We start from the raw sequence: 14,746 nt of genomic DNA, 5'->3' as shown, positions 1-14,746 counted from the left end.
CCGGCGGACCCCGTCCCCGACCGGGATCCCCCTCAGTCGTCCACCCCTCAGCCGTGATCTCCCCAGCCGTGAACCCCTCAGTCGTGACCTCCCCGGCCCTGGCCTCCCCGACAGTGGCCACCCCGCTCCCGAAACGCCGAAGCCGCCCCCCGCCCAGTAGGGCGGGGGGCGGCTTCGGGAAGCGGGGGCGGCGGCCGGCCGTCAGTCCGCCGTCCCGAGCAGGTTCCGGAGCTCGTCCGGCAGGAGGTCGTTGCAGGACTCCTTGGACTCCTGGGTGAGGGCGTCATTCGTGCACGTGTAGTAATCCTGGTAGACCATCTGCGCCGTGAAACTGACGGCGACCAGGATGAGGGCCAGGGAGGCCGTGACCAGCCCGCTCACCGCCGCTGTGGTCTGCGGGCGGCCCTTCTGCTCGGGCGGCGCAGGGGTGTCGGGGTCGGAGGCCGCGCGGGGCTTGGCCCGCAGGGCGCTGACGGACCAGTGCACGGAGAGCGCACCCAGCAGCAGCGCGACGTACGGCCAGCCGAACAGGGCGAAGAAGAAGGCCCACATGCCGGACAGCAGGGAGTAACGCGCCCGGCGCTGGGCCGGATCCGTGGGATCCCAGCGTGGGCCCGGGCGCTGAGGACCGCCGGTCCCGCCGCCGCCCTGTCCCTCCGGGCCGTGCGGACGCTCGCCGAAGCCTCCGGAGGAACGGCCGGGCTGCCGGTCGCTCCACCGCCCGCCCCAGAGGGAGCGGCCGCCGCTGTCCCCCCGGCCGCCACCGCCCTCGTCGCCGGACGGGTGCCGGGGCTGCCAGGGCTGGTCGGGAGACCCCTCCGGGGGCGGGGCGAACGGATTGTTCTCCTCGGAGCCACGGCGCCTGTCGCCGTCACCACCCTTGCCCTGGGGCGTCTCGGGCGGCGAGGAGGGGCGCTCCCGCAGCAGCACGGCGCCACGCTCCCCTCCCTGCGCCGACGGCTGGGGGAACGTGAGGAATCGCAGGCTGCGGTCCGGCATCAAGTGAGCGTCTTCCCCTTAATCAAGTCCATCGAATGACGACTGTGACGACTAATGCTCGATCACTGCTTCTACGGCTACTGCTTCTACGGCTACCGCTCGACGGGCTGGACATGCACGGCCGAGCCGGAGCATTCCCGTCTGTCTCCGGTCTCGGCACCCAGTCCTGTGAACGCTTGGTGCACAGGTGGCGTTCCCGGGTGACCGGGCGTTCCGGGGCGTTCCCGAACCGGCTCTTCCCAGACGCTACCTTCCGGCCACGCCCCCGTCCCGTGGGGGCCGCCCGCTGTGCCGGTATCGTTGCTGGCGGTCGGCCGCTTCGTAGGCTTCCCCGTATCCGAGGACCCGAAGCATTCGTACGAATGTACAAAGCGCTGGTCTCCGACCGCACCAGCGCTCCCCGAGAAAGGGCCCCACCGTGGCCGCCAAGCCCGTGGCCGAGCGCGCCAGGCGTCTCGTCGTGCTGGTCTCCGGATCCGGCACCAACCTCCAGGCGCTCCTCGACGAGATCGCCGCCGCCGGCGCCGAGGCGTACGGAGCGGAGGTCGTGGCCGTCGGCGCCGACCGCGGGGGCATCGAAGGTCTCGCCCGCGCCGAGCGCGCCGGGCTGCCGACCTTCGTGTGCCGGGTCGGGGACTTCGCCACCCGCCAGGAGTGGGACGCGGCGCTCGCCGAGGCCGTCGCCGCCCATGAGCCCGACCTCGTGGTCTCCGCCGGGTTCATGAAGATCGTGGGCAAGGAGTTCCTCGCGCGCTTCGGCGGGCGGTTCGTCAACACCCACCCGGCCCTGCTGCCCAGTTTCCCCGGGGCCCACGGCGTACGGGACGCGCTCGCGTACGGCGCCAGGGTCACCGGCTGCACCGTCCACTTCGTCGACGACGGCGTCGACACCGGGCCGATCATCGCGCAGGGCGTGGTGGAGGTCCGGGACGAGGACGACGAGAGCGCGCTGCACGAGCGCATCAAGGAAGTCGAGCGAAGGCTGCTCGTCGAGGTCGTGGGGCGGCTCGCCCGCAACGGCTATCGCATCGAGGGACGAAAGGTAGTTATCCAGTGACCGCCGAGAGCAACAAGCGGGCCATCCGACGGGCGCTCGTCAGCGTCTACGACAAGACCGGCCTCGAGGACCTCGCGCGCGGCCTGCACGAGGCCGGCGTGGAGCTCGTCTCCACCGGGTCCACCGCCGGCCGCATCTCCGCCGCCGGCGTCCCCGTGACCAAGGTCGAGGAGCTCACCGGCTTCCCCGAGTGCCTGGACGGCCGCGTCAAGACCCTGCACCCGAAGGTCCACGCCGGCATCCTCGCCGACCTGCGCCTCGACAGCCACCGGCAGCAGCTCGGCGAGCTGGGCGTGGAGCCGTTCGACCTGGTCGTGGTGAACCTCTACCCGTTCCGCGAGACCGTCGCCTCGGGCGCGACGCCCGACGAGTGCGTCGAGCAGATCGACATCGGCGGACCGTCGATGGTGCGCGCCGCGGCGAAGAACCACCCCTCGGTCGCCGTGGTGACCAGCCCCGCCCGCTACGCAGACGTCCTGGCGGCGCTGCAGGACGGCGGCTTCGACCTCACCACCCGCAAGCGGCTCGCCGCCGAGGCCTTCCGGCACACCGCCGCGTACGACGTGGCGGTCGCCTCCTGGTTCGCCTCCGAGTACGCCCCGGTCGACGAGTCGCACTTCCCCGACTTCCTCGGCGCCACGTACGACCGCTCCCACACCCTGCGCTACGGCGAGAACCCGCACCAGCCCGCCGCCCTCTACACGTCGACCGCATTCATCGGCGGCTCCGCCGCGGGCGGCGGCCTGGCCCAGGCCGAACAGCTGCACGGCAAGGAGATGTCGTACAACAACTACACGGACACGGACGCCGCCCGCCGTGCCGCGTACGACCACAGCGAGCCGTGCGTGGCGATCATCAAGCACGCCAACCCGTGCGGCATCGCGGTCGGCGCGGACGTCGCCGAGGCGCACCGCAAGGCGCACGCCTGTGACCCGCTGTCCGCGTTCGGCGGTGTGATCGCGGTCAACCGCCCGGTGTCCAGGGAGATGGCCGAGCAGGTCGCCGAGATCTTCACCGAGGTCGTCGTCGCGCCGGACTACGAGGAGGGCGCCCTCGAGGCCCTCACCAAGAAGAAGAACATCCGCGTGCTGCGCGCCCCCGAGGCCCCCGCCGCCCCGGTCGAGGTCAAGCCGATCGACGGCGGCGCCCTCCTCCAGGTCGCCGACCGTCTCCAGGCCGACGGCGACGACCCGGCGAACTGGACCCTGGCGAGCGGCGAGGCGCTGTCCGGGGCGGAGCTGGCCGAGCTGGCCTTCGCGTGGAAGGCGTGCCGGGCCGTGAAGTCCAACGCCATCCTGCTCGCCAAGGACGGTGCCTCGGTCGGCGTCGGCATGGGCCAGGTCAACCGGGTCGACTCGGCGAAGCTCGCGGTGGAGCGGGCGGGCGCCGAGCGCGCGGCCGGTTCCTTCGCCGCGTCCGACGCCTTCTTCCCCTTCCCGGACGGTCTGGAGATCCTCACCGGGGCCGGCGTCAGGGCCGTGGTCCAGCCGGGCGGTTCGGTCCGCGACGAGCAGGTCGTCGAGGCAGCGAACAAGGCCGGTGTGACGATGTACTTCACGGGGACGCGGCACTTCTTCCACTGAGCGCCACGCCGTCCGGCGACCCGACATGCCCGTGCCCCGGGCGGCCCGACGGCCGCCCGGGGCACGGGCATGTCGCGTCCCGCGTTCACGACCGACCTCATCATCCGGTTCCGGGCCGGCGAGCGGATCAGCAGGAGCGCAGGGATCAGCAGGAGTGCAGGGGCCGGCAGAGGCGCAGGGACCGGATCGGGTCCCGGCCGGCACCTGTTCGGCCGCCTGCTCGAGAGCGGTCGCCCGGGTACCCGCCCGGTTCGGCGGCGGTGGCCGCGACCGTGGAGCCGGCGGCCGGGCCGGTGGCCGCGAGGAGCAGCGCGGCGGGCTTGACGACGTCCCCTGTTGTTTCCCCCATGAACGTCGGTGTCGTACCCCCGCAGGGGTGTGCTCACACCGTGCCCGGGGCGCCCGCCGCGCGGTACCTCGGATGTCCCGGGGTCACTTCCCGGCCGGAGGCGTGTACTCCTTGAGGTAGTGGGCGACGCGGTCGGCGTACGCGCGGTAGTTCGGGGGGACTCCGCCCGCGTCGTTCACCTTCCGGTACGACGTGCGATAGGCGGCGGCGAGCAGGAGCCGGGGATCGGTGGGCAGTCCGGGTTCCAGCCGGGGCGCGATCCAGCACAGGTAGCGGCCCATCGCCGGAATGGACTCGGCGGGCGGGAAGGGTGGTTCGGGGACGGTCTCGCCCGGGGTGCCGTCCGCGTTCATCCACCAGCGCAGCACCGACGGCGTCCAACGGGCGATGCCGTACTCGTCCTTGACCGGATCGGAGAGGTCCGGGTCGAAGTCGCTCTCGACCTTCAGCATGGCGGCGAGCAGCACCGGGGTGACGTCCTTCCGCCCGCAGTCGTGTGCCGTCTCCACGATCAGCAGCCGGTACGCGGGCGGAATGCCCCGGTCGGTGCGGAGTTCGTCGGCGCCGTACGAGGAGGCGCCGACGTTCGCGGTGCCGGCGGTGCCCTTGGCGCCGCCGTCGGACGAGCCGCCGGCCCAGGGGCCGACGCCGTACCCGAGAGCGCCCAGGACGGCCAGGACGACCAGTGCCGCTACGGCGGCGCCGGCCGCGACGACCGAGGCGAGGACACCGCGGCGCGACCGGCGGAGTCCGGGAAGCGACCGGAGCCGCCGGGACAGCCGCTTCCCCCGCGGCCGCCGGGACAGCGGGGACGGCCGGGGCCACCGGCGGTGCGGGGGACGGTCCGTGCCGGCCGCCGTCCGTACCCGGCGCAGCAGCGTCTCCCCGGTGATGCGGTCCTCGTGGGTCCGGGCCAGGCAGGCGTGGACGACGTCCCGCCAGGCGTCCGGCAGCGCGGGGGAGAGCCGCAGCTCGTCGGTGCCGCGCGCGTAGGCGGCGGCCGAGTCCCGGCGGACCGTCGGGGTGGCGCCGGGCAGCGGGAACGTACCGGTGAGCACGAGGTGGGCGAGGACGCCGAAGGCCCACACGTCGGCGGACGGGCGGATCCGGCGGCCCCGTTCACCGATCTCGGACCGGAGGAGCTCGGGCGGGGTGTAGTCGGGGGTGGCGAAGGCGGAGGTGTAGGCGTGGGTGCCTTCGAGCTCGGCGGCCATGTTGAAGTCGGCGAGCCGAACCGAACCGTCGGCCATCAGCAGGACGTTGGCCGGTTTCAGGTCGCCGTGCACCCAGCCCGCCCGGTGCAGCTGGACCAGCCCCTCGCAGATCTGCGCGAGCAGCGCCGGTCCGGTCCCGGGCCGGGGTGAGGCGGCGAGCAGGGCGGACAGGGAGCCCTCCGCCCTCTCCAGGACGAGGACGGTGGCGCCGTCCAGCGCGGGGCGGCCGGGGTCGTCGACGGTGAGCGTCTCGTACATCCGGATCAGCCGAGGTCTGCTGATCCGCCGCAACAACTCGACCTCACGCTCGACCAGTTCGCGCAGATGGCTCAACTGGCGGGGCGTACCCGTGCCGGTGGGCAGGAACTTCAGCGCGACCGATCCGGGCAGTGCTTCCTCGTACCCGCTCCGGTCCCGGGAGCCCGTGCCCGCGCACCCGGTGGGTGCCTTCCCGGTCCCACCGCCCGGATCTCCGGCCCCGGGACCCCCCTGTGTCTTTCCGCCCTCGTCCCCGTCACCGCCCCCGGTGCCCTCACCGGTGCGCCGCGCGGCGTAGACACTGCCGAAGGCGCCCGTGGCGATCGGTTCGCGCACCTCCCACACGCCGACCCGGTAGCCCTTGGGCACCGTGACGGCGTAGGGCTCGGTCACCGGGCCGTCCGGCGGCAGGGCGCCGCGGCCAGGACCGTCAGGTCCTCCTCCCGGACCGGATCGAGGCGGAGCGCCGGGGACATCAGCGACTCCTGCTCGCCGTTCCGCCGCGGGCCGGGACCGGCGGTCCCGGGGCCGGGTTCGAGGCGCGGCTTCACGGCGAGGTAGCCGATGTCCCGCTGCACCGACGCGCGCGAGGCGGTCGGCCGGTCGGGCCGCAGCCGCTCCACGGCCTGGTCGACGGTGGGCAGCGGGGCGTGCGGTGCGCCGCGCAGCCGGGGTTCGCAGAGGACGGCCGGCACCGTGAAGCAACGCGTGGAACGGTCCACCGAGAACGCGGGGGCGGTGACCGCGTCGTCCTGGACGCCGGCCGCCCCGGGCCCGCCCTCGGCGCGCGCGTGGTCGCCGTCGGTGCGCAGACAGTCGTGGCGCGGTGCCCACACGTCGAAGGCGAGGCGTTCGCGCGGGGCGAGCCGGAGTCGTGCGCTGCGGTGTCCTGCGTCCCCCGGGGTCGGCGGAGGTACGACGATGATGCTGTACAAGGTGCGTCTCCCCGTGCCTGACGGCTACTCCGTCAGACTAGGGCGACGCACCAGGGCCGTGTCTCCCCCCGTACGGGTGAGACACGGCCCTGGTGCGTGGATTGGCCGGAAGTGGTGCCCGGCGGACCCGGAACAGAACAGCGACGGAACCGGTTCGGTGGCGGAACCGGTTCAGTACCGGGGCCGGTTGAACCAGTAGCTTCCGTTCCGGTTGGCGCAGAACACGATGATCAGGATGCCGAGCATCAGGCTGATCAGCGCGAAGACGTTGGCGGTGAACAGGCTGATCACGCTGAACAGGGTGACCACCGAGGCGTAGATGATCGCGGAGACGCGCACCCCGCCGCGTCCCGTGGCCATTTTCACGGCGGTGAGGATCGCCCAGAAAGCGAACCCCAGGACGATCACTCCGAGCACGATCATGATGCCCGCGCCGATGGCGCCCACGTCGTCCGACGAGAGGTTCGGGTCCGAGGAGAGGTTCGGGTCGGAGGAGACCATCTCCTCGAAGTAATCGGCGAACCAGCCGCTGGCCACGATCATCAGCAGACCGCTGAGTGCCTGGAGGCCCCCCAGCACGAACAACATCACACGCGCGGCCGTCACACTGCCGGGCATGACCGCCACGGGACCCGGCTGCCCGTGGGGGTGCGGGAACGCGGGCGGCGAGGGGTAGCCGTAACCGGGCTGACCGGGGGGCTGCTGCTGGGGGTAGCCGTAGCCGGGCTGGCCGGGCTGCTGGGGCGGCTGTCCGTAGGGGTTGTTCGGGTCGCCGAAACTCATGGCGGTTCTTCCTCCGTCGTCGCTTCAGGTGCGGGGACACGCGGAGCGCGGTTCGGAGGAAGCTCTACAGATGCGGTCCGTCCCCCCGGTACTGCCCGCGGCACTGTGCGTTCATCGTTCTCGACGGATCCGTCGGTTGTCCAGCCGCAGGCGGATTGTGTTGTGCAAGTGCAACATTGCTGATCTTGGCCGGATACGGCTGGAACAGGACCGGTCCGGGGGTGGACCGGGGCCGGTGTGTGGGATCGCGAACCTCGCGGCCGCCCGGCGCTCGCCCGCGGTACGCATCGGGTACGACCCCGGTGCGCGGCGCCCGGAATGCGGGCGGATTGGAACCCGGGCCCGGTCATCCGCGAGGATGGGGACATGACCGCCCAGATTCTCGATGGCAAGGCCACCGCAGCAGCGATCAAGTCCGATCTGACCGCCCGCGTGGCGGCGCTGAAGGAGAAGGGCGTCACGCCCGGCCTCGGCACGATCCTCGTCGGGAACGATCCCGGCAGCCAGAAGTACGTCGCCGGCAAGCACCGGGACTGCGCCCAGGTCGGTATCGCCTCCATCCAGCGGGAGCTGCCCGAAACGGCCACGCAGGAGGAGATCGAGGCGGTCGTCCGCGACCTGAACGAAGACCCGGCCTGCACCGGGTACATCGTCCAGCTGCCGTTGCCCAAGGGCATCGACGAGAACCGCATCCTCGAACTCATGGACCCGGACAAGGACGCCGACGGCCTCCACCCGATGAACCTCGGCCGCCTGGTCCTGAACGAGCCGGCCCCGCTGCCCTGCACCCCCAACGGTGTCCTCACCCTGCTGCGCCGCTACGGCGTGGAGATCAAGGGCGCGGAGGTCGTGGTCGTCGGCCGCGGGGTGACCATCGGCCGCCCGATGCCGCTGCTGCTGACCCGGCGCAGCGAGAACGCCACCGTGACCCAGTGCCACACCGGCACCCGCGACCTGTCGGCGCACCTCAAGCGCGCGGACATCATCGTCGCCGCCGCCGGCTCCGCCCATCTCGTCCGCCCCGAGGACGTCAAGCCCGGCGCGGCCGTCCTGGACGTCGGTGTCTCCCGCAGCGCCGAGGGCAAGATCGTGGGCGACGTGCACCCGGGCGTGGCCGAGGTGGCCGGCTGGATCTCCCCGAACCCCGGCGGTGTCGGCCCGATGACCCGGGCCCAGCTGCTGGTCAACGTGGTCGAGGCGGCGGAGCGCAGTGTCGGCTGACCACAGTGCCCGAGAGACGGAGACCGGGGCCCGCGGGACCGGGACGAACCCCGCCGGGACACACGAGCAGGAGCAGGAACAGACCCGGGGGCAGGAACAGGCCCGGGAACAGGAACGGGAGCCGGTCGAGGATGTCGCCCTCGAGGACATCACCGTCACCGACCCCGTCAGCGCGCCCGACGCCGAGGGGCGGCCACGGCGCGCCACCCGCCGCTTCCCGTTGTTCACCAGGGACACCGCGCGCCCGGAGGGCGGCGGCCGGGCCGCACCCGGTGACGCTCCCGCGCCCGCCCGGCAGTGGCCGATCCTCGCGGTGCTGCTCGTGGCCGGACTCGGCCTGCTGCTGACGGCATTCGACCTGTTCCGGATCGGCACGCTGCTGATCGGCGTGGCGCTGTTGGCGGGCGGGGTGCTGCGCTGGGCGGTGCCGGACGTCGGCATGCTCGCCGTGCGCTCCCGCTTCACCGACATCGTCACGTACGGCGGGCTGGGCCTCGCGATCGTGCTGCTGGCGCTGATGGTGCAGCCCAAGCCGTGGCTGGAGATCCCGTTCCTGAAGGACACCCTGCACTTCACCGTCAGCAACAGCTGACGCCGCCGCTGCCTCGTGCCGTCCGGTGAACGGCGGCCCGTCCTCACCCCCGTGAAAGGACGGGCCGCCGCCGGGAACAACCTTCCTGCACCGCGAACCGGCTGTTCAACGGCTCTCCGGGCGCTGTGGCACGGAAGTGACCATTCCGCTACGTCCCCCGGATGGCTCCGGGAACTTCCCGACGTGCCCTCGAAGCACCCTCGGAACGCAACCGGCGTGATAATCATGACGATCCCGGACAATCGTGATGTCCCACGCGTTGTGATGGTTCTGTACGGCCGAAGGGAGTGCCGGTGGGAGACTGGGGACACGAGCGGGTGAGCGTGCGACGCTGCGTGCCCGCGGCCCTGACGCTCCTGTGCGCCCCCACCCTGGGAACTGAGATCCTGACGGACGGCATCCATGTGGGTAGCCAGACCGGGGACTCGGCAGAGGCACCACGCGCGAGGGAAAAACCAGCACGACCGGGGGGAAGGTAGGGAAGCGATGCCTCGTTGGAAGGCCTTGCCGGATGAACTCGATCCGCAGATCAGGGAGTTCACGAGCCAGCTCAGGCGGGTGGTGGACCGTAGCGGCATGAGCGTCGCGTCGGTCTCGGACCGCACGGGCTACAGCAAGACGTCCTGGGAGCGTTATCTGAACGGCAGGCTGCTCGCGCCCAAGGGCGCGATCGTGGCCCTGGCCGAGGTCACCGGGACCAATCCGGTGCACCTGACCACGATGTGGGAGCTGGCCGAGCGGGCCTGGAGCCGCTCGGAGATGCGTCACGACATGACGATGGAGGCGATCAGGATCTCGCAGGCGCGCTCCGCGCTGAGTGAGATCGCCGGGCCGTCGTCGGCCGGTGCGGGCGGCAGGAGGCGCAAGGACGGGGGCGCCGCGGTCCGGCCGGGCGTCGCCGGACCGGCCGGGGGCTCACCGTCCGTGCCCCCGCAGCCCACCGCCTCGGACGTCCGTGACGCGTCGGGAGGGAACTCCTGGGGCATGGCCGGATACGCCGGACCGTCCCCGTCGGGTCACCGGGGCGGCCCGGCGTACCCGGCCGCGCAGCCCGCCGGGGGCGGGCACACGCCGGGCTCCCCGGGCGCGCAGGGCGCACCGCCCCGAGGAGCGGCGGGCCGTGGCGGCTCCGGGGGTCCCGGGGGCAAGCGGCGGACGGGGACGTTCGTCGCGGGCGCCGTCGGCGTGCTGGTGGTGATCGCCTCCGCGTTCTACGTCACCGGGCTCGACAGCGACAAGGAGGGCGAGGCCGGGAAGTCCCCCTCGCCCACGGCCTCCGCCCCCGCGAATCTGCCCGCCGGAGTGGAGTGCAGCGGTGACAGCTGCGACGGCAAGGACGCGGAGAGCATGGGCTGCAGCGGTGACCTCGTGACCACGACGCAGACGGCGACGATCGGCACCACCCTGGTCGAGGTCCGCTACAGCAAGGTCTGCGGTGCCGCGTGGGGCCGGATCACCCAGGCCGCCCAGGGCGACAAGGTCGAGATCACCGGCGGGAAGACGAAGCAGAGCGCCGGCATCACCGAGGTCGGCGACACGGTCACGTACACCCCGATGACGGCGGTCGCGAAGGCGACGGACGCCCGGGCCTGCGTGGTGCTGGCCTCCGGCGAGGAAGGGTGCACGGAGGAGACGGAGGCGGGGGTCACGGAGTAGGGCCGCCCGGTACGCCCGCCGAGCCGAGGGATGCGCGCGGCGGGCGCCGACGGGTGCGGGACGGCCTGCGGCGCACATCGGCCGGCCTCCGGTGCAGGTCCGAGGGGACCCCTCGGGAATTTTGTGGCGCGGGATTGGCATGGGACGGCGGATACCGGGCACGTGAAGGTCACCCCCACGGGAGTCCGGAAGGATCGGTCACCCGAACGGCGGCCGTCTCCGTCCCCCTCTCCCGGACGGGCGGCCGCCTTTCCCTTTCCCCTGGGTACGCTCGTGTACCCCTCGGTCACTCTGTGGGACGGGCCACAGGGAGCCCGGCCGTCCACGATCGTGGATGCGCGATAGCCTGACCGCTGGATCTCTCTTGACGCCAAGAGATCGATCATCCAGCGGCGATCCCTCCGTACCGGTGATCGACCATCGCGGCGGGCACCGGTCACGAGCCGGACGGGATCCCGTACCCCGGGGCAGGGACGCCCCACCGCCAGCTGTCATACGGAGAACGCCATGACCCGCACTCCCGTGAACGTCACCGTCACCGGCGCGGCCGGCCAGATCGGTTACGCCCTGCTCTTCCGCATCGCCTCCGGCCAGCTGCTCGGCGCGGACGTGCCGGTCAAGCTGCGCCTGCTGGAGATCACTCCCGCGCTCAAGGCGGCCGAGGGCACGGCCATGGAGCTGGACGACTGCGCGTTCCCGCTGCTCCAGGGCATCGACATCTCGGACGACCCGAACGTGGCCTTCGATGGGGCCAACGTCGCCCTTCTCGTGGGCGCCCGCCCGCGCACCAAGGGCATGGAGCGCGGTGACCTCCTGGAGGCCAACGGCGGCATCTTCAAGCCGCAGGGCCAGGCCATCAACGCCCACGCCGCGGACGACATCCGGGTGCTCGTGGTCGGCAACCCGGCCAACACCAACGCGCTCATCGCCCAGGCCGCCGCTCCGGACGTACCGGCCGAGCGCTTCACCGCGATGACCCGCCTGGACCACAACCGCGCGCTGACCCAGTTGGCGAAGAAGACGGGTTCGACGGTCGCCGACATCAAGCGCCTGACCATCTGGGGCAACCACTCCGCCACCCAGTACCCGGACATCTTCCACGCCACGGTCGCCGGCAAGAACGCCGCCGAGGTCGTGAACGACGAGAAGTGGCTGGCCGAGGACTTCATCCCGACCGTCGCCAAGCGCGGCGCCGCGATCATCGAGGCCCGTGGCGCCTCGTCGGCCGCCTCCGCCGCCAACGCGGCCATCGACCACGTCCACACCTGGGTCAACGGCACCGCGGACGGCGACTGGGTCTCCATGGGCATCCCGTCGGACGGCTCCTACGGCGTCCCGGAGGGCCTGATCTCCTCTTTCCCGGTCACCGTGAAGGACGGCGCGTACGAGATCGTCCAGGGTCTGGAGATCAACGACTTCTCCCGCGCCCGTATCGACGCCTCCGTCAAGGAGCTCGAGGAGGAGCGCGAGGCGGTCCGCGGTCTCGGCCTCATCTGATCATCTCGTCCGACCGCGGACCGCGGACCGCGGACCGCGGGCCACGGGCCACGGGCCACGGGCCCCGCACCGGTACCGACCGGTGCGGGGCCCGTCCGCGTACGGGTACCAAAGTTCTGGCCATAGCTTGACGCGTGTCACATGATTGCACTCTTGACAATCCGGTTCCTTTTGGCGTAGCGCCTCCCCTATGCTGATGGCTCGTCAACTCATCCGTCGCCGAAGACGCGCGCAGCATCGGGGGGACCGCCGTGAGCACTGTCCACGTGCCGCAGCAACCGCACCACCCGGACGGCCCGGCCCCGCCGGAGGTCGCGTCCGTCCCGCCGCATGCCAGCGAGGCGACCCGGCTGCTGTGCGGGGGCGTCTACGTGGACCCCGACTACCGCGACCGCGTCATCGACGAGCTGTACCTCCACGAACAGCGGATCGTGGCCCCGTCGCTCGGCTTCGACGCCGCCCGGGTCCTGGCGCACGCGCTGCGCGCCCGCCGGCAGGAGTTGCTCTGGGCCGCCGGGGTCATCGGGCTCTGGACGGTGGGCGTCCCGGTGACCGGCGGGCTGCTGACCGGTCTGCTGCTGTCCAGCCTGCTGCTCGGCCTCGTGCCCTGGGTCAGGGGCGATGCCCAGGAACCGCCCCCGTACCGGACGCTCGCCGCCTCCGTGCTGCGCTGGACCGGGGTCGCCCTCTTCGCGCTGTACACGGCGAACGCCGTGGCCATGGCCTTCGGCTCCGGTTCCTCGTCCGGCGCGTACGGGTCCAGTGATCCCTACGGCACGGGCGGGTCCGGCGGTGCCGGTGACCTGGGCCTGCCCTTCATGGGGGCGGCCGAGCCCTGGCAGGCCTGGCTGGCCGTCGGTGTCGTCGCGCTGATCGCGTGGTGCGTGGCGGCCCAGCGCGACGGGCTGGCCCGCGCGTTCGGCGCCGAACTGTCCCCGCAGCGCTTCCCGGACGTGGCGAACGACCCCGCGGAGAGACGTGAGGGGGAGCGGTTCGCCCGGCTGACGGGGCGCATCCGGCGGGAGCAGCACGCGCCGCTGATCATGTACGACGAGGAGCGTCCGTTCTGCGGAGCGGGAGCCGCGCACGACACCTGGGCGCTGGCCGTCGAGCTCCGGCCGGACAAGGAGCGGGACAACCGGCGGCCACTCGGCAACCGCGTGATCCTGGACCGGATCCGGCCCCTCATCGAACAGTTGCGTGAACCGGCCGAGCACGCGGGCACGCCCGTGCGTGACCGGCTGCGGGAACTGGAGATCGACGAGTGCGTGTTCCTCCCCGTCGAGGGGCTGACCGAACGCGACCAGGCCCCCTACACGCCGGAGGCGTTCGAGCAGCACCTGCTGCGGGCGGTCGAGGAGGGCGGCGAGAAGCGGCGCCACTTCCTGCGGATCCGGGTCGGTGCCTGGGGGGAGGAACTGGGCGTCACGGTGTACGTGCGGGTCCACACCCAGGGCCGCATGCTCATGCTGGAGATCGCCCCGCACGTCATGCCCCCGGTGCGCCGGGAGTTCAAGCGCGCCGACCACGTCGCGCACGGGGTCCGCACCGGCCCGGCGCTGAGCAGGGTCGCCGCGGCCGCCTTCCTGATGCCGGGTTCCCTGGGGCGTGCCCTGGTCTCCGTGTTCCGTGACGTGGTCCTCGCCTGGCGGCTGCTCACCGGGGGACACCGGAGCGAGCTGCCCGAGGGGCCCGCCCTGTCGGTGCGCGAGCTGGCCGCGACGGACGCGAAGTCCACGTTCCAGGAGATGGACGTGGCCCGTTACCTGCGCAGCATCCAGGACCGTGTCGGCCACGGGGTGCGGCTGGCGCTCGCCGAAGCCGGCTACGAGACCGGCGAGTTCGTCCAGAAGATCGTGAACATCAGCAACGGCGCGGTCAGCATCAACCGGGTCGAGGGCTCCACCTTCGCCATCGGTGAGAACTCCAGCGCCGTCAACGGCGGCCCCGGGCCGCAGAGGGGAGCCTCCGACGATGACGGCACGTGAGGAGGGCGGCGTCCACATCGGGGACGTCCACGGCAGCACCTTCGCCATCGGCAGCAACGCGCACGCGGAGAGCCACCACGGCGTTCCGGCACCGCGCGACGCCGCCGACGAGGAACTGCTCGCCGCGGTAAGGGAACTGCGGGCCGATCTGGCCCGGCTGCGGCGGAACGAGCAGACCGCACAGCTGGACGAGGCACTGGCGGACACCGAGGAGGAGATCGACCGGACCGGTACGGCCGGCGAGAGCCGCCGCCGGCGGCTGCGTGATCTGCTCGCGGGCGCCGAGACCCTCACGGCGCTGCTCGCCTCGGCCGGAACCGTGGCGGGTCTGCTCGGGATGTGACGCCGGTGGGGAAAGGCCGAAGGGACGAGGGGAACGAAGGGGGAAGCGATGAGCGGGGCACCGCGGTACTGGAACGAGGAGACCCAGCGCTGGGAGGAGAGGGGCCCGGAGGAGCAGAGGGGGACGGAGAGTGAGGCCACGGCCTCACCGACGGTGACGCCGCTTCCGGCTTCCCCTCCACCCCCGGATGCTTCGTCCTCCGTTCCCACCCTCACGGGCATCCGATGGCCGGGCGGCGGTACCCCGCCGGCCGGCCATCGGATGCCCGTGA

At 72.4% G+C, this 14,746-nt stretch carries 12 protein-coding genes and 1 pseudogene; 8 read left to right on the top strand and 5 right to left on the bottom strand.

Annotated features, from left to right (window positions below; genetic code table 11):
• Positions 1-201 precede the first annotated feature (201 nt).
• On the bottom strand, positions 202-999 hold the full coding sequence (locus AOK11_RS22945) for an MFS transporter (protein WP_055595616.1): 798 nt from the start codon (positions 997-999) through the stop codon (positions 202-204).
• 418 nt (positions 1,000-1,417) lie between these two features.
• Between AOK11_RS22945 and purN the strand changes: the two genes are divergently transcribed.
• Both purN and purH read left to right on the top strand, forming a co-directional pair.
• On the top strand, positions 1,418-2,056 hold the full coding sequence (gene purN / locus AOK11_RS22940; protein WP_055595615.1) for a phosphoribosylglycinamide formyltransferase: 639 nt from the start codon (positions 1,418-1,420) through the stop codon (positions 2,054-2,056).
• Entirely contained in the window at positions 2,053-3,639 is a 1,587-nt protein-coding gene (purH, locus tag AOK11_RS22935; protein WP_055595614.1) for a bifunctional phosphoribosylaminoimidazolecarboxamide formyltransferase/IMP cyclohydrolase, read from the top strand. The genes purN and purH overlap by 4 nt, the downstream gene beginning before the upstream one ends.
• A gap of 145 nt (positions 3,640-3,784) precedes the next feature.
• On the opposite strand, the gene AOK11_RS42975 is transcribed toward purH, so the two are convergent.
• The 4 genes and pseudogenes from AOK11_RS42975 to AOK11_RS22920 all read right to left on the bottom strand — a co-directional run bounded on the left by AOK11_RS42975 (position 3,785) and on the right by AOK11_RS22920 (position 7,178).
• Positions 3,785-3,988 carry a hypothetical protein gene (locus AOK11_RS42975; protein ID WP_157869431.1) on the bottom strand — a complete coding sequence of 68 codons (204 nt, stop codon included), beginning with the start codon at positions 3,986-3,988 and terminating at the stop codon, positions 3,785-3,787.
• Positions 3,989-4,071: 83 nt separating this feature from the next.
• Positions 4,072-5,853 (bottom strand): protein kinase domain-containing protein, encoded by a 1,782-nt coding sequence (locus tag AOK11_RS22930; protein ID WP_055595613.1) that lies wholly within the window; start codon positions 5,851-5,853, stop codon positions 4,072-4,074.
• Positions 5,850-6,323, bottom strand: a pseudogene (locus tag AOK11_RS22925) (FHA domain-containing protein); the annotation flags it as partial. The pseudogene AOK11_RS22925 and the gene AOK11_RS22930, both read right to left, overlap by 4 nt.
• Before the next feature lie 243 nt (positions 6,324-6,566).
• Positions 6,567-7,178, bottom strand: a complete 612-nt coding sequence (locus tag AOK11_RS22920; RefSeq protein WP_055595611.1) for a hypothetical protein — start codon at positions 7,176-7,178, stop codon at positions 6,567-6,569.
• 366 nt (positions 7,179-7,544) lie between these two features.
• On the opposite strand from AOK11_RS22920, the gene AOK11_RS22915 reads away from it, so the two are divergent.
• From AOK11_RS22915 to AOK11_RS22890, 6 genes are all read left to right on the top strand, one after another.
• Positions 7,545-8,399, top strand: coding sequence for a bifunctional methylenetetrahydrofolate dehydrogenase/methenyltetrahydrofolate cyclohydrolase (locus tag AOK11_RS22915; RefSeq protein ID WP_055595610.1), 855 nt, complete (start codon positions 7,545-7,547; stop codon positions 8,397-8,399).
• A gap of 148 nt (positions 8,400-8,547) precedes the next feature.
• Entirely contained in the window at positions 8,548-8,991 is a 444-nt protein-coding gene (locus tag AOK11_RS22910) for a DUF3017 domain-containing protein (protein ID WP_055595617.1), read from the top strand.
• A gap of 486 nt (positions 8,992-9,477) precedes the next feature.
• Positions 9,478-10,647, top strand: a complete 1,170-nt coding sequence (locus AOK11_RS22905; RefSeq protein WP_079035017.1) for an XRE family transcriptional regulator — start codon at positions 9,478-9,480, stop codon at positions 10,645-10,647.
• A gap of 507 nt (positions 10,648-11,154) precedes the next feature.
• Positions 11,155-12,144, top strand: coding sequence for a malate dehydrogenase (locus AOK11_RS22900; RefSeq protein ID WP_055595608.1), 990 nt, complete (start codon positions 11,155-11,157; stop codon positions 12,142-12,144).
• A gap of 251 nt (positions 12,145-12,395) precedes the next feature.
• Positions 12,396-14,132: a hypothetical protein gene (locus tag AOK11_RS22895; protein ID WP_055595607.1), complete on the top strand. Its 1,737-nt coding sequence runs from the start codon at positions 12,396-12,398 to the stop codon at positions 14,130-14,132.
• Positions 14,119-14,475: a hypothetical protein gene (locus AOK11_RS22890; protein WP_055595606.1), complete on the top strand. Its 357-nt coding sequence runs from the start codon at positions 14,119-14,121 to the stop codon at positions 14,473-14,475. The genes AOK11_RS22895 and AOK11_RS22890 overlap by 14 nt, the downstream gene beginning before the upstream one ends.
• Positions 14,476-14,746: the final 271 nt, after the last annotated feature.

Origin of the sequence: Streptomyces hirsutus, assembly GCF_001418415.1 — a bacterium.
Taxonomy (GTDB): Bacteria; Actinomycetota; Actinomycetes; order Streptomycetales; family Streptomycetaceae; genus Streptomyces; species Streptomyces hirsutus.
Note: the sequence above shows the minus strand (reverse complement) of the source record. Positions and strands in the feature narration are given on the sequence as shown.

What these genes read in the sequence shown, in the direction of transcription:
- AOK11_RS22945 (WP_055595616.1), bottom strand. Translation starts at nt 999, where the DNA reads ATGCCGGACCGCAGCCTGCGATTCCTCACGTTCCCCCAGCCGTCGGCG.
- AOK11_RS42975 (WP_157869431.1), bottom strand. Translation starts at nt 3,988, where the DNA reads ATGGGGGAAACAACAGGGGACGTCGTCAAGCCCGCCGCGCTGCTCCTC.
- AOK11_RS22920 (WP_055595611.1), bottom strand. Translation starts at nt 7,178, where the DNA reads ATGAGTTTCGGCGACCCGAACAACCCCTACGGACAGCCGCCCCAGCAG.
- AOK11_RS22915 (WP_055595610.1), top strand. Translation starts at nt 7,545, where the DNA reads ATGACCGCCCAGATTCTCGATGGCAAGGCCACCGCAGCAGCGATCAAG.
- AOK11_RS22905 (WP_079035017.1), top strand. Translation starts at nt 9,478, where the DNA reads ATGCCTCGTTGGAAGGCCTTGCCGGATGAACTCGATCCGCAGATCAGG.
- AOK11_RS22900 (WP_055595608.1), top strand. Translation starts at nt 11,155, where the DNA reads ATGACCCGCACTCCCGTGAACGTCACCGTCACCGGCGCGGCCGGCCAG.
- AOK11_RS22890 (WP_055595606.1), top strand. Translation starts at nt 14,119, where the DNA reads ATGACGGCACGTGAGGAGGGCGGCGTCCACATCGGGGACGTCCACGGC.